The sequence below is a fragment of the Streptomyces sp. NPDC017225 genome (assembly GCF_044331465.1).
Taxonomy (GTDB): domain Bacteria; phylum Actinomycetota; class Actinomycetes; order Streptomycetales; family Streptomycetaceae; genus Streptomyces.
Map to the genome: position 1 here is coordinate 469,779 of NZ_JBIRNE010000002.1, position 13,471 is coordinate 483,249.

At 72.7% G+C, this 13,471-nt stretch carries 11 protein-coding genes and 1 pseudogene; 6 read left to right on the forward strand and 6 right to left on the reverse strand.

All coding sequences use genetic code 11. The features are described from left to right. Positions 1-71 precede the first annotated feature (71 nt). Positions 72-938 carry a hypothetical protein gene (locus tag ACH4NX_RS05860; RefSeq protein WP_398127162.1) on the reverse strand — a complete coding sequence of 289 codons (867 nt, stop codon included), beginning with the start codon at positions 936-938 and terminating at the stop codon, positions 72-74. 106 nt (positions 939-1,044) lie between these two features. On the opposite strand from ACH4NX_RS05860, the gene ACH4NX_RS05865 reads away from it, so the two are divergent. Next, positions 1,045-1,617, forward strand: a complete 573-nt coding sequence (locus ACH4NX_RS05865) for a TetR/AcrR family transcriptional regulator (RefSeq protein ID WP_398126887.1) — start codon at positions 1,045-1,047, stop codon at positions 1,615-1,617. 120 nt (positions 1,618-1,737) lie between these two features. Here the strand turns inward: ACH4NX_RS05865 and ACH4NX_RS05870 are convergent, their stop codons facing one another. Continuing rightward, positions 1,738-2,277 carry a DinB family protein gene (locus tag ACH4NX_RS05870; RefSeq protein ID WP_351391096.1) on the reverse strand — a complete coding sequence of 180 codons (540 nt, stop codon included), beginning with the start codon at positions 2,275-2,277 and terminating at the stop codon, positions 1,738-1,740. A 570-nt stretch (positions 2,278-2,847) separates the two neighbouring features. Here ACH4NX_RS05870 and ACH4NX_RS05875 point away from each other — a divergent pair. The 3 genes and pseudogenes from ACH4NX_RS05875 (at position 2,848) to ACH4NX_RS05885 (ending at position 5,865) form a co-directional block, all read left to right on the forward strand. Further along, positions 2,848-5,067, forward strand: a complete 2,220-nt coding sequence (locus tag ACH4NX_RS05875; RefSeq protein ID WP_351391094.1) for an MMPL family transporter — start codon at positions 2,848-2,850, stop codon at positions 5,065-5,067. A 71-nt stretch (positions 5,068-5,138) separates the two neighbouring features. Continuing rightward, positions 5,139-5,480: pseudogene (locus tag ACH4NX_RS05880) on the forward strand (S28 family serine protease); the annotation flags it as partial. Positions 5,481-5,553: 73 nt separating this feature from the next. Then, on the forward strand, positions 5,554-5,865 hold the full coding sequence (locus ACH4NX_RS05885) for a hypothetical protein (protein WP_398126886.1): 312 nt from the start codon (positions 5,554-5,556) through the stop codon (positions 5,863-5,865). Positions 5,866-5,969: 104 nt separating this feature from the next. On the opposite strand, the gene ACH4NX_RS05890 is transcribed toward ACH4NX_RS05885, so the two are convergent. Continuing rightward, positions 5,970-7,286 carry an aspartate aminotransferase family protein gene (locus tag ACH4NX_RS05890; RefSeq protein WP_351391088.1) on the reverse strand — a complete coding sequence of 439 codons (1,317 nt, stop codon included), beginning with the start codon at positions 7,284-7,286 and terminating at the stop codon, positions 5,970-5,972. A gap of 84 nt (positions 7,287-7,370) precedes the next feature. Between ACH4NX_RS05890 and ACH4NX_RS05895 the strand changes: the two genes are divergently transcribed. Next, on the forward strand, positions 7,371-8,300 hold the full coding sequence (locus ACH4NX_RS05895) for a LysR family transcriptional regulator (protein ID WP_398126885.1): 930 nt from the start codon (positions 7,371-7,373) through the stop codon (positions 8,298-8,300). 242 nt (positions 8,301-8,542) lie between these two features. Here the strand turns inward: ACH4NX_RS05895 and ACH4NX_RS05900 are convergent, their stop codons facing one another. Together ACH4NX_RS05900 and ACH4NX_RS05905 are read right to left on the reverse strand one after the other, a co-directional pair. Continuing rightward, on the reverse strand, positions 8,543-9,226 hold the full coding sequence (locus ACH4NX_RS05900; RefSeq protein ID WP_398126884.1) for a CBS domain-containing protein: 684 nt from the start codon (positions 9,224-9,226) through the stop codon (positions 8,543-8,545). Positions 9,227-9,319: 93 nt separating this feature from the next. Further along, positions 9,320-11,392 (reverse strand): SpoIIE family protein phosphatase, encoded by a 2,073-nt coding sequence (locus ACH4NX_RS05905; RefSeq protein WP_351391080.1) that lies wholly within the window; start codon positions 11,390-11,392, stop codon positions 9,320-9,322. A 235-nt stretch (positions 11,393-11,627) separates the two neighbouring features. Between ACH4NX_RS05905 and ACH4NX_RS05910 the strand changes: the two genes are divergently transcribed. After that, the gene (locus ACH4NX_RS05910) at positions 11,628-12,653 is read left to right on the forward strand and encodes a Ku protein (protein WP_398126883.1); all 1,026 of its coding nucleotides are present in this window, start codon (positions 11,628-11,630) and stop codon (positions 12,651-12,653) included. On the opposite strand, the gene ACH4NX_RS05915 is transcribed toward ACH4NX_RS05910, so the two are convergent. Next, complete coding sequence (locus ACH4NX_RS05915) at positions 12,650-13,342, reverse strand: dihydrofolate reductase family protein (RefSeq protein WP_398126882.1); 693 nt, start codon at positions 13,340-13,342, stop codon at positions 12,650-12,652. The two genes, ACH4NX_RS05910 and ACH4NX_RS05915, sit on opposite strands and share 4 nt — an antisense overlap. Positions 13,343-13,471 lie beyond the last annotated feature (129 nt).

A 13,471-nucleotide genomic window follows, 5' to 3' on the forward strand; every position in this document is an offset into this window, starting at 1 on the left:
ACCGGAGCGCGGACGCGTCGCTTGCCGTCATCGATCCGGCGCCTCCGAAGACGCCGCCCCGGCGCCCGGGGTCAGACCTTGCCGATGCCGAGCGTGGTCTCGCGGGGCAGCAGTCCGGAGCCGAGCACATCCAGCCAGACCGGGCCGAGAAGGTCGGCGAGGCGCGCGGTGTGCTCGGCGCCGAGTGCCCGCCAGGGCGCGGCGGCCAGTTCGTCGGTGCGTCGCTCGACCTCGGCGCGCAGGACGCGGCCCGCCTCGGTCGCGGTGCCGTCGGCCGCCAGGAGTCCGCGGGTCCGGAGCCGTTCACCGGCGGCCGCCCACTCGTCCTCGCTCCAGCCGCGGCTCGCGAAGACGCCGGCCGGTGCCGCGCCGATCGCGGCGAAGGACACCAGTGCCTCCACCGGGTCGAGACCCGCGGTCAGGAGAGCGGCGAGATGGCCGTCGCCGCGGTGCTCGCGCAGGATCGTCGCGGCCTGCCACAGCACGAGGTGCGGCTCCCGGGGCCAGGGCAGCGCGGCGTTGGCGGCGGCGAGCGGGCGGCCCTCGGTGGGCGCGGCCTGTGCCGCCCGGCGGGCGAGGGCGGCGGCCTCCCCGATGTCGGGGCCGCCCGTCCGCTCACCGATGAGCGCGCCGTACGCCCGGTCGACACCGCGCGTACGGGCCTCGATCACCTTGTCCGGTGCGGCGACCTCCCAGGCGGCGGGAACGTGCTCGGCGACCATGCCCGGACTGAAGCTGTAGAACGCGGACGTCACCCGACGGCATCCGGGCGCCCCGAGCGGAGCCGCCCGCCAGGCGAAGTAGCTCGGCCAGCGCTCGCCGGTGTCGTACCCGAGCGACTCGGCCTCCTCGAAGACCTGCGGCGCGTAGTAGACGACGGCGTGCAGGGGCTCCAGAAGATGCCACATCTGCCGAACGCGTCCGTGGTCGATACCCATGATGTCCATGACCCTTCTCTTCTCGCGACCCTCACATCTTGTCACTGGCCAGATTGGCATCCGGGACACGATCTAGTCAATGACTAGACTGCGCTAACCTGCTCCCATGACCGCAGAACGCGCCGCCTACCACCACGGAGACCTGCCACGGGCCGTGCTCGCCGCGGCCCTCGACGTGATCGCCACCGAGGGCCCGGCAGCCCTGTCCCTGCGCGGCCTGGCCCGTCGCGCGGGCGTCTCCCATGCCGCGCCCGCACACCACTTCGGGGACCGCGCGGGCCTTCTCACCGCCATCGCGACCGAGGGGTACGGACTCCTGTCCGTCACCCTGGGCCAGGCGGGGGACCTGCGAGACCTGGGCATGCGGTACGTACGGTTCGCCATCGCGCACCCGGCGCACTTCCAGGTCATGTTCCGTCCGGAGCTCCTTCGCCCGGACGACCCGGAGCTGCGCGCGGCGCGCGAGCGGACACGGGACCGGCTCCGCGTGGCCGTGGCGGGCTACGCCGATGATCCGGCCGTCGGCTTCATGGCGGCCTGGTCGATGGCCCACGGCTTCGCGTCGCTGCTGCTCTCCCGCAACCTGGACGGCCTGCTGGACGGGCGGGACCCCGAAGAGGCCTTTCGCGCGCTGACGGGCGAGATGTTCCGTCCGGCCGAGAACTCCGCGACGGGCTGACTCGTCCGTACGGGCGCCGCGTACGGTGCCCAGGGAGCCGAGGCCACCCGGTACACGGCGCTCAGCCACCGGACGGAAGGCCCGCCGCCGACGCCCGGGACACCCGGGTCCGCGCCGTGGTCAGGGGCGGGCGTTCCGGGCGCCGTGCAGGATGCGCAGGAGCCCGATCTCCGCGACGTTCTTGGTCAGTTCGACGTTGACCCAGCCCGCCACGTCCGCCAGGGACATGCCCGCGCCCCAGGGCAGGGTCGCGGTCCGCTCGGTGGAGTCGAGTTCGGCGTCGGTGAGGCCGTCCAGCCGCGCCCGCCACCGCTCGTGCAGTCCGCGCAGCCATTCCACGGCGCCCTGCGCGGTACCCGGCCAGAAGACCTCGTCGTGCTCCGACGGCGCCGGATCCCGGAAGCAGTGGCGGAGGGTGGCCGTCCACCAGTAGCCGATGTGCCAGGTGACCCATCCGATGGTCAGCGCCGGCACCGGGTCGGGCTCCGGCACCTGGAAGTCGGCGACCCACCGCCCCTGCTCGTTTGGCCGGACCGTCCAGTGGTACGGGTCGGGCGTCCACAGGCACAGGGCGTCGTCCAGGCCGTCGGCGTGGTACTCGAACAGGGCCCACGCGATGTCGAGTTGACGCAGCAGCAGGTCCGTGCGGGGTGTCGTCATCCTCGATGTGTCCCTTCCCTCCCCCGCGTCCCGGGGGCACGGAGCGCGCGTCGCTCCCCTGGAAGACCGTACTCGTCGGGTGCCACCCACCCGCCGCCCGATCGGCGGCCACGCCGCCGACGTCGCCGGGACCACCGGAGCCGTTGCCGGACGAACCACGGCGCGGTCGTGGGCGCTGTGCCACGGCTCTCCCTCGCACGGCGGACGCACCCGGGGACGCGGGAGTTCCCGATGCGGACGAGGGCCCGCCGCGGCCCGGGCGGCAGCGCGACCCGGCCCGGGCGGTGGCGCGACCCGGCCCGGGCGGCAGCGCGACCCCGGTGACCGGCCGAAAGACGTCGGCTGCCCGCGGCAACGAAGTGCGGCGTACACCCATCGCCGCGGCCTACACCCGGGGGAGAGGAGCGCCGGGGCGCACTACACCCTGCGCAGTACGCCGGTCCAGACCCAGGGGCGGATCAAATGCGGGACCCCCCGGGTGAGCATGGAAACGTACCCCGGTCAGCGCCTCCGCCTTCCCCCCATGTGCCGGGTCTTCGTCCTGCCCATAATCCGAAGGATTGGTCCCAGGTGGCTACGTTCCTCTACCGACTCGGCCGACGCGCGTTCCGGCGCCGCGGCCTCGTCGCCCTGCTCTGGGTGGCCATACTCGTGGGCGCCGGCGTCGCCGCGTCCACGGCGCCCGCCCCGCCCGAAGACTCCTTCTCCATGCCCGGCACCGAATCCCAGAAGGCGTTCGACCTCCTCGAGGAGCGTTTCCCGGCCGCCGGCGCCGAGGGCGCCACCGCACGCGTCGTCATCCGCGCCCCCGACGGCGGGAAGATCTCCGACCCGGCCGGCAAGGACCAGGTCGAGGAACTGGTGACGGCCCTCGGCAACGGCCCGCAGGTCGCCTCGGTGGCCGACCCGTTCGAGGCCGACGCCGTCAGCGAGGACGGCACGACCGCGTACGCCTCCGTGACGTACGAGGTCAACGCCATGGAGCTGACCGACCAGGCCCGTGACGCGCTCACCGCCGCCACCGACGACGCGCGCGGCGACGGCTTCACCGTCGAGACCGGCGGCGACGCGGTCATGGCGGAGCAGGAGATGGGCGGCACCGCCGAGCTGATCGGTATCGGCGTCGCCGCGATCGTGCTCCTGCTGACCTTCGGCTCGCTCGTCGCGGCCGGTATGCCCCTGCTCTCGGCGATCATCGGTGTCGGCATCGGCATCTCCGCCATCGGGGCGCTCGGCAGCACGCTCGAACTCTCCGCCACCACCTCCACCCTCGCCATGATGATCGGCCTCGCGGTCGCCATCGACTACGCCCTGTTCATCGTCTCCCGCTACCGCGCGGAGATCGCCGAGGGCCGCACCCCCGAGGACGCCGCGGGCCGTGCGGTCGGCACCGCGGGCTCCGCGGTCGTCTTCGCGGGACTCACCGTCATCGTGGCCCTGGGGGGCCTCGCGGTGGTCAACATCCCGATCCTCACCAAGATGGGCCTGGCCGCCGCGGCCACGGTCGGCGTCGCCGTGCTGATCGCGCTCACCCTCACCCCGGCGCTGCTCGGCTTCGCCGGCAGGAAGGCGCTCAGCCGCAAGGACCGCAAGGCGCCCGCCGGACAGCGCGACGCGTCCGCCAAGCCGAAGCTCGGCACCCGCTGGGCCCGGTTCGTACTGCGGCGACCGGTGACCGTGCTGCTGACCGCGGTGCTCGGCCTCGGCGTCATCGCCGTGCCGGCCGCGAGCATGGAGCTGGGCCTGCCCGACGAGGGCAGCTCCGCGCCCGAGACCACCCAGCGCAAGGCCTACGACATGCTGTCCGAGTCCTTTGGCGCCGGATTCAACGGCCCGCTGATGGTCACCATCGACACGCGGGACGCCGACGACGCGAAGGCCGCCGCCGACACCGTCGGCAAGGAGATCACGGGCCTCGGCGAGGCCGCGGCCGTCACCCCGGCGAACTTCAACGAGGCGGGCGACACCGCCGTCCTCACGGTCGTGCCGAAGACGGGGCCGAGCGAGGCGGCCACCGAGTCGCTGGTGAAGGACATCCGCGGGCTGTCCGGCGACATCAAGGGCGAGACGGGCGCGACCGTGCTGGTCACCGGCGCGACCGCGATGACCATCGACTTCTCGCAGACCCTGGACGACGCGCTCGTCCCGTACCTGGCCCTGGTCGTCGGCCTGGCCTTCCTGCTCCTGATGCTGGTCTTCCGCTCGATCCTCGTCCCGCTCAAGGCGGCCCTCGGCTTCCTGCTCTCGGTGGCCGCGGCGCTCGGCGCGGTGGTCGCGGTGTTCCAGTGGGGCTGGCTCGCGGACGTCCTCGGGGTGGACCAGCCGGGCCCGATCATGTCGATGATGCCCATCTTCATGATCGGCGTGGTCTTCGGCCTGGCCATGGACTACGAGGTCTTCCTGGTGACGCGCATGCGTGAGGCGTACGTCCACGGCTCGTCCGCCGCCGAATCCGTGACCACGGGCTTCACCCACGGAGGCCGGGTCGTCGCGGCGGCCGCGGTCATCATGATCAGCGTCTTCTCCGGCTTCATCATGGAGGACGACAACATGATCAAGATGATGGGCTTCGGCCTCGCGATCGCGGTCCTCTTCGACGCCTTCGTGGTCCGCATGGCCATCGTGCCCGCCGTGCTGGCCCTGCTCGGCACCAAGGCCTGGTGGCTCCCCAAGTGGCTGGACCGACTGCTGCCGAACGTCGACGTCGAGGGCGAGAAGCTCCACAAGGAGCTCGGTGACACCACCGCGCCCCCGGAGCCCGCCCGCGAGCCGGAGACGGCCGGAGTCTGACACTCACGCGTACGGCCCCGGTGACCTGGTTCTCCTCCAGGCCACCGGGGCCTTCGACGGACCGTCCCACGGTGCTGTTCACGACGGGCTACGAGGTACCGCTGTCACCGCGCCGGGCCGAGCCGACCGTGCTGCTCGACGGCAACCAGATAGGCGTCGAGCACCGCTTCTTCGGCACCTCGCGCCCGGCGACCGTCGACTGGTCCCACCTGACCGTCCGCCAGGCCGCCGAGGACCATCACCGTGTGGTGCGGCTGTTCCGCGGGCTCTACCGCGGCAACTGGGTCTCGACGGGCGGCAGCAAGGGCGGCATGGCATCCGTCCACCGCCGCCGCTACCACCCCGACGACGTGGACGGCACCATCGCGTACTCCGCGCCGAACAACGTCGACGACCGCGAGGACTCCGCCTACCTGCGGTTCCTCGACGGAGCTCTACCGCTGGCTGGAAGCCACCGCGCTGCTCGCCGCCTACACCGACCCGGTCGTGGAGCAGCACGGCCCCCACTTCTGCCAACTCGGCACCCAGCTCGGGTACTACGACGTCCGGACCACCCATCTGACCGGCCTGCTGCGCCATCCGGACGCCGTCGAGCCCCGCGACCTCGTGCCCCGCGACATTCCGATGCGCTTCGACCGCCGTGCGATGCCCGACGTCGACCGCTGGGTCCGCCGGCGCGGCAGCCGTCTCCTGTTCGTCAACGGGGACCAGGACCGGCCGCCGCCGAGCACTTCCGTATCGGCCCCGGCACCCGTGACTCCCGCGTCCACTGGGCGCCCGGCGTCAGTCACCACGTGACCATCGAGGACCTCTCGCCCTCGGCCCGCGCCGAGGCCACGGCCACCCTCCGCCGGTGGGCGGCCGACCCGGTCGGCGCGGCGGGCTGACGGGAGGCGGCTTTCTCAGAGATCCCGGGCGGCGTCGGTCAGCGCCTCGTCGAGGATGGCGGCGCCCCGGGCGATCTCGTCGTCGCTCGCGGTCAGCGGGGGCGCGATACGGAAGATGCCCCCCATCCCGGGCAGCTGGACGATGTTCATGTGCAGCCCGAGCTCGAAGCAGCGCCGGGTGACGGCCGCACCGAGCCGGTCCGCGCCGCCGGCGCCCAGAACCTGGTCCCCGACCAGTTCCACTCCCAGGAGCAGTCCCCGGCCGCGGACGTCTCCGACGACGTCGTGGCGGGCGGCGAGCTTGTCCAGGTGACCGCGCAGTGCCGTGCCGAGCCGGCGCGCACGCTCGTCGAGCCGGTCGCGGACCAGGACGTCGAGGACGGTGTTGCCCACGGCGGCCGGCAACGGGTCGTTGACGTGGGTGGTGAAGAACAGGAATCCCCGGTCGTGGGCCTGCTGCTCTATCTCCGGGCTGGTCAGCACCGCGGCCAGCGGCAGTCCCGCACCGAGCGTCTTGGACAGCGTGAGGATGTCCGGGACGACGCCCTCGTGCTGGAAGGCGTACCAGTCGCCGGTGCGGCACAGCCCGGTCTGGGCCTCGTCGAGGATCAGCAGCATGCCGCGCTCCCGGCACTTGAGCGCCAGGGCGGCGAGATAGCCCGGCGGAAGCTCGACGACGCCGCCCGAGCTGAGGATCGGCTCGACCAGACACGCGGCCAGACTGCCGACCGACTGGGCGTCGATCAGCTCGAAGCCGAGGTCGAGCTGGCGACGCCAGTCCAGCGAGCCCTCGGCGTCGACGACACCGGGACGGTAGCGGTCCGGCACCGGCAACGCGAAGTTGCCCGGCGCGGCGGGCCCGTAGCCCTTGCGCCCGGCGCTGTACGTGGCGTTCGCGGCGGCCTGCGTCATGCCGTGCCACGACCGGGCGAAGGAGACGATCTCGTGGCGGCCGGTGACGAGCTTCGCCATCCGCACGGCGGCCTCGTTCGCCTCCGCCCCGGTGGTCAGCAGCAGCGCCTTCTCCAGCGGATCGGGCAGGGTGCCGGCCAGCCTGCGCGCGAGCTCCACGACCGGAGGGCTGAGCATGCCGCTGTGCAGGTGATCGAGGTGCGCGACCTGCTCGCGCACCGTCGAGACGATCGCCGGATGGGAGTGCCCGAGGATCGCGCTCATCTGACCGGAGGTGAAGTCGAGCAGCTCACGACCGCTCTCGGTGAACACCGACGTGCCCGCGGCGCGCACGACGACCTCCGGCGAGAAGTCGGCGTGGCCGGAGTAGCGGATGAGGTGGCGCTCGGGGGCGGCGCGGGATGTGTCGTCGAAAGGCATGCGACCGACCGTAGGAAAGCACCACTGCGCGTGTCCATCGCACATGTCCGGCCTGTCTGTGCGGCAGAAACGTACAATCGCGGAATGCTCAACTCGGGACGGCTACGACTGCTCAGCCTGCTGGACACGCTCGGTACCGTCCGCGCGGTCGCCGACACGCTGCATCTGAGCGCGTCCACGGTGTCCCAGCAACTGGCGGTGCTCGAGACCGAGACCCGGTGCCGGCTGCTCGAGCGGACCGGGCGGCGGGTTCGGCTGACCCCGGCCGGTCTTCTGCTGGCCCGCCGGGGCCGGGAGATCCTGGACCGCATGGCCGAGGCGGAGGCCGAACTGCGGGCCCTGAACGAGGAACCCATCGGCACCGTCCGGCTGGGGGTGTTCCAGAGCGCGATCTACACCCTCGCGGTCCCGGCGGCGACGCGCCTGGCCACCACCCATCCGCACCTGCGCCTCGAACTGATCGAGATGGAGCCGCACGAGAGCGGACCCGCCCTGCGCTCGGGGGAGGCGGACGTCATCGTCACCACGACCGACTACGCGGGTCTCTCCTGGGGTTCGGACATCGAGGTCATGTCCCTCGGGGCCGACCCGGTCGTGCTGGTGCTGCCGCGCGGACACCCGCTCGCCTCCCGTACGGCGGTGAGCCTCGCGGCATGCGAGGAGGAGACCTGGGCGTGTGACCGACCACAGTCGTACATGGCGGACCTGACCGTGCGGCTGTGCCGGGAGTCGGGATTCGAACCCCGGGTGGCGTGCCGGTTCAGCAACTATCTGATGCTGCTGCGGCACGTCGAGTCGACCGGTTCGATCGCGCTGCTGCCCGCCCTGGCCGTCACCGCGGACCACGCAGTCGTCACCCGGGAGCTCAGCCCTCCGGTGCACCGCAATGTCGCCGTCGTGGTGCGGCACGGCACCACGCGGCGCGCGGCGGTGAACGCGGTCATCGCGGCACTGCGCGCCCATCCGCGGATCCCGGCCCTCGCCGGGCCCCGTGACGACGCCCGGCGACCGTGAGAGTCCGCGGCCCGTCAACGTGCCGGAGGGTGCCGGCCGGGCCTCAGACGGCACCACGGTCGTCGTCACGGACTCCGAAGCGGCAGCGGCGCACACCGCCGGCTCGGCCGGCGGCACGCCCCGGCATCCGGCCGCGCGTGTCCTCCGGCACGACCCGGACCGACGCGCGGAAGACCGCGGCCTGACGGTCTCCCAGGGGGAAAGACGTGCGCCCGGCCCCGAAGGCGGGCACCGGCCTGTCGCTACCCCAGCCGTCGGACCGGTTCGCTCGCCGAGCTCCCGGCGCCGGCCTCTCCCGCCTGTCGGAACTCCACCGCGACGACGCCGTCGACGCGTCGGCAGTGTTCCTCCAGCGCGGGGACGGACACGTGGCCGGGGAGCCGGCCGCTGAGGACGACATGCCCGTGCTCCACGTCCACCTGCATCGACGAGGGAGCCAGACCGAGGGCGTTGACCAGGGCCTCTTCGATGATCTCGGTCCGGATCGCCCGGTCGGTGCGCAGGAAGACCCGCAGCAGGTCGCCTCTGCTGACCACCCCGATCAGCCGCCCTGCCTCGTCGACGACCAGGAGCCGCTTGATGCCGTGCCGGGCCATCACCCGGGCGGCGTCGACGACGCTCCAGTCCTCCCGGGCGCAGACCGCGGGTGAGGTCATGAGCCCCGCCGCGTCCGTGGCGAACGCCTTGCCGCCGCCGGGCCGGGACCGTTCCTCGTGCGCGGACGAACCGTCGGGGTCCGAGCCCCACATCTTCTGCAGGAGGTCCGCCTCGGACACCACCCCCACGGGGCGGTCCTCCTCGTCCACGACGGGCACCGCTGTGATGTCGTACTCCTGCAGCAGGTGGGCGATCTCCTTGAACGGTGTGCCGCGCTGGACGCGGACCACGGCGTCGCTCATCAGATCGCACACCTTCTGGTGCTTCATCAGGGGTCTTCTCCTCCGCTGCCGGCCTGTGTCGACCGGCGTCCGTCCTTCTTGCCTGTGGAACGACCCGCCCCCCTGGGGAGTGCCCCGGCGTCACGCACCGGGACTGATGAGGAGCAGGGCGATGTCGTCGCCCGGGGTCGGCGCGTGCCGTATGAGGATGTCGGCCATGGCGTCGAGGTCGGTGGGGTCGGCGTGTTCGAGCAGTCCGGCGAGGGCCGCGATCGCGTCGTCGAGGTCGACTCCGGGGGCTTCGACGAGTCCGTCGGTGTAGAGGGCGAGCACGCTGCCGGGCGGCAGACCGAACTCCAGCGCCGGGTAGAGGGTGTCGGGCTCGATGCCGAGCAGGAGTCCGGGTGGTACCCGCAAGAGTTCGGTGCGTCCGTCGGCATGGCGCACGAGGGGTGGCGGGTGGCCCGCGGTGGCCAGGCAGGCGCGGTGCGTGGCGAGGTCGAGGTGGACGTAGACGCAGCTGGTGAACAGGCCGGGGTCCAGATCGGTGAGCAGGCGGTTGGTGCGGGCCAGGACGTCGTCCGGGGTCGCCCCCACGGTGGCGTGGGCGTGGACGGCGGTGCGGACCTGCCCCATGAGGGCCGCGGCGTCCACGTTGTGGCCCTGCACGTCGCCGATGGTCGCGCTGGCCGTGTGCTCGTCGAGGCGGATCAGGTCGTAGAAGTCGCCGCCGATGCCCAGGCCCCGGGCAGCCGGCAGGTAGCGGGCGGCGACCTTCAGGCCGGGCACGTGGGGGAGGGTGTGCGGCAGCAGGGCGGACTGAAGGCGGTGGGCGAGGTGGTGTTTGGCGTCGTAGAGACGGGCGCGGTCCAGAGCCTGCCCGACCAGGCCGGCCAGTGAGGTGAGAGCGGCTCGTTCGCCGGGCGGGAAGGCGTGGGGCCGTTCGTAGGACAGCAGGAGGGACCCGATGGGGCGGCCGGACGCGATCAACGGCAGTACGGCCCACGCGGCCATCCCGTCCTCGTGCACGGTGGCCGGGTAGGCGCGCCGCATCTCGGCGAAGGACGCGAAGAACCCCGGGACGCCGGTGGCCATGACGTCGGCGCCGGGGATGTCCGAGCTGAGGGGCACGGCGTCGAAGCTGTCCACGAGTTCGGTGCGGAAGCCGCGGTAGCCGCGGTGGCCGAGGATCTTCAGGCGTCCGTCCTCGGCGGCCATCAGCACCATGGCCTGCGCCCCCAGCGCGGGCAGCAGCTGATCGGCGGTCTGCTCGACCACGTCCTGGACACCCACGGCCTCGGTGAGGGTGGAGGCCAGATGCATCAGGTGGTACAGAACGGTGGCACGACTGGGCCCGGCGGTCGGCACGGACCCCGACGGGGGAGCGTCCGCGGTCGGACCGCCGCGGGTGATGCGGACGCTGAGGCCGGTGGCGTCCGGGTACAGCTCGAAGGCCAGCCATGTCTCCGGAGGACGCAGCACGGTGAAGGCCTGGGGGCGGCGGCTGACCAGCGCGGCCCGGTAGCGGTCCTCGACGTGGGGGACGTCCATCCACGGCAGCGCCTCCCAGGGCAGGGCGCCCACCAGGTCGGCCCGGCCGGCACCGAGCAGGTCGGCCGCGGCCGGGGTGAGGAAGGTGATGCGTCCGTTGATGTCCAGGGAGCAGGACCCGCCCGGCAGGCGGTCGACGAAGGCCGACAGCGAGGCCGCCTCGCCGGGGGAGGGAGCGCGCACGGCCGGTGGCGGCACCGCCCGGGGCCGGTCCGCGGGCACCAGCGGGTCGCCGCGTTCCGCCGCCTGCCGAAGCAGCCCGCCCAGGTGGCGGCAGCCCCTTAGGATGACGTCGCGTTCCTCGGGGCTCAGCTGTGCCGAGTGGGCCCCGGGCCACAGCAGCACCAGCCCGCCCCGGACGGTGGTACCCGAAGCGAGCGGCGTGGCCGCCAGCGCGAAGTCGTACGGCAGGACCAGCGCCGGCCGCGGATACCGGCGCGCCATCTCCTCCCGGCCGCCGACCCAGACCAGGCGCCGCTCGCGGACGGCGTCCGCCACCGGCATCGGATCGGTCAGCGCGACGCGCCGCCACGGAGTGGCGAACTCCTGGGGGACCCCCGCCACCAGGACCTGCCAGAGGGCGTTGTCACCCGGCGGCAGCACGTACAGCAGCCCTCCGAACGCCCCGCTCTCCCGCATCACGGCGGCCATCGCGGTGTCCATCAGATGTCCGCCCGAATCCGCGCCGGCTCCGGCAGGGCTGCTCGACGCCAGCCACACCGAACATCGCACATACGAGGACACTACGCCCGTATCGCCGTGATGGCATGCGAGGACGGTGATGTGCCGGTGCACGGCCGGCGCCGACGGCGCGTGCGGGCGGCCGTGCGCGTGCGGGGCGGTGCTGCCGCTCCTAGTCTGGTGCTGCTCGGGGGCTTCCTCGCGGAGAGGTCTGGTCATGCCCCGGTCGATCTGGAGCGGTGCCATCTCGTTCGGTCTCGTCACCGTGCCGATCCACGTGGTCGGCGCGACCGAGGACCACAGCATCCGGTTCCACCGGTACCACCTGGCGGACCAGGGGCGGATCCGGACCCGGAAGATCTGTGAGCTGGAGGACCGGGAGGTCGGTTCCGACGAGATCGGCCGGGGCTACGAGCTGACCAGGACGCAGATCGTTCCGGTGACCGACGAGGACCTGCGCGAGCTGCCGCTGCCGGCCGCGAAGGCCATCGAGATCGTGGCGTTCGTTCCGCTGGCGTCCGTGGATCCGATCCGGATCGGCGACGGCTACTACCTGCAGCCCGACGGTCAGGTGGCAGCGAAGCCGTACAAGCTGCTGCGGCAGGCGCTGGCACGGTCGTCGAAGGTGGCGGTGGCGAGGTACGCGTGGTCGGGCCGGGAGCGGCTGGGCCTGCTGCGGGTGCGGGACGAGGCGATCGTGCTGCACGCCATGCGCTGGCCCGACGAGATCCGCGACCCCTCCTCCCTCACGCCACCTCCGGTCGAGGTGACCGAGGAGGAGATCGAGGGGGCGCTCGCTCTGATGGACACGATGACCCGCGACGACCTGGAGGGCGAGGAGTTCCGGGACACCTACACGGACGCCGTCGCGGAGCTGATCGAGGCGAAGCGTGAGCACAAGGCACCGCCGGCGGCGCCGGAGCGGGAGGAGCGGCCGGGCCAGGTGCTGGACCTGATGGCAGCCCTGCGGCAGTCCGTCTCCAAGGCGAAGGAGTCCCGGGGCGAGGACGGGCACGCCGAGGTGCACGAGCTGCCCGGGCCGAAGAAGAAGGCCGCGGCCAGGAAGACGCCCGCCAGGAAGACGCCCGACAAGAAGACGCCTGCCCGGACGCCGGCGGCCGGGAAGACGGCCGCGGAGAGGAAGACGGCCGCGGAGAGGGAGACGGCCGCGAAACGGACGGCCGCGAAGAAGGCGCCCGCGCCCGCCCGCAAACCTCCGGCCCGCAAGCCGAGAAGCGCCTAGCCGCCGCCTTGACGAGGCTGCCCGCCTCCGCGGCCGGTCAGTTCTCGGACCACACGGGTGAACGACACATGGGTGACCCCGCTGGGCGAGGAGACGGTCTCCACCGCGTAGTCCCTCTCGAGACCCTCCAACCCGTCCCAGACGCGTACACCCCGGCCGAGCAGGACCGGGACCACCACGACGTGCAGGTGGTCGATGAGCCGGGCGGCGAGGAAGTCACGGACCACGGTGGGTCCTCCGCCGATGCGGACGTCCTGGCCGCCCGCGGCCTCGCGAGCCGCCGCGAGGGCCTCGTCGGGCGCCGCGTCGAGGAAGTGGAACGTCGTGCCGCCCTCCATCTCGATCGACGGACGCGGATGACAGGTGAGGACGAAGGCCGGTGTGTGGAACGGCGGGTCGGCCCCCCACCACCCCCTCCACTCCGGGTCCTCGTGCCATCCGGGAGGACCGAACTTGCCGGCGCCCATGATCTCGGCGCCGATCCCGGGCGTGAACCGCCGTGCGAAGGCGTCGTCGACACCTCCGGTCCCTCCGGGCAGGCCCGTCATCTCGTGCCACCACCGCGTGGCGAACATCCACTCGTGCAGCCTTTCACCGGCATGGCCGAACGGCGCGTCAGGGCTCTGGCCCTCACCGGTGCCGAAGCCGTCGAGCGAGACGGAGAAGTTGTGGACGTGGGAGAGGGACATGACGGGCGGCTCCTTCCTTCTGCCGGTCGAGCTCGGTCGGGTCGGGTCGGGTCGGGTCGGGTCGGCTCGGTCGCGCGGCGACGACGGACGCCCCGAGAACGTGACGCCCCATGCCCATTCCTCCCGGGT

Coding starts and splice junctions, on each gene's coding strand:
- ACH4NX_RS05915 (WP_398126882.1), bottom strand. CDS start 13,342: ATGTCCCTCTCCCACGTCCACAACTTCTCCGTCTCGCTCGACGGCTTC.
- ACH4NX_RS05890 (WP_351391088.1), bottom strand. CDS start 7,286: ATGCCTTTCGACGACACATCCCGCGCCGCCCCCGAGCGCCACCTCATC.
- ACH4NX_RS05870 (WP_351391096.1), bottom strand. CDS start 2,277: ATGACGACACCCCGCACGGACCTGCTGCTGCGTCAACTCGACATCGCG.
- ACH4NX_RS05900 (WP_398126884.1), bottom strand. CDS start 9,226: ATGAAGCACCAGAAGGTGTGCGATCTGATGAGCGACGCCGTGGTCCGC.
- ACH4NX_RS05895 (WP_398126885.1), top strand. CDS start 7,371: ATGCTCAACTCGGGACGGCTACGACTGCTCAGCCTGCTGGACACGCTC.
- ACH4NX_RS05860 (WP_398127162.1), bottom strand. CDS start 938: ATGGGTATCGACCACGGACGCGTTCGGCAGATGTGGCATCTTCTGGAG.
- ACH4NX_RS05865 (WP_398126887.1), top strand. CDS start 1,045: ATGACCGCAGAACGCGCCGCCTACCACCACGGAGACCTGCCACGGGCC.
- ACH4NX_RS05910 (WP_398126883.1), top strand. CDS start 11,628: ATGCCCCGGTCGATCTGGAGCGGTGCCATCTCGTTCGGTCTCGTCACC.
- ACH4NX_RS05905 (WP_351391080.1), bottom strand. CDS start 11,392: ATGGACACCGCGATGGCCGCCGTGATGCGGGAGAGCGGGGCGTTCGGA.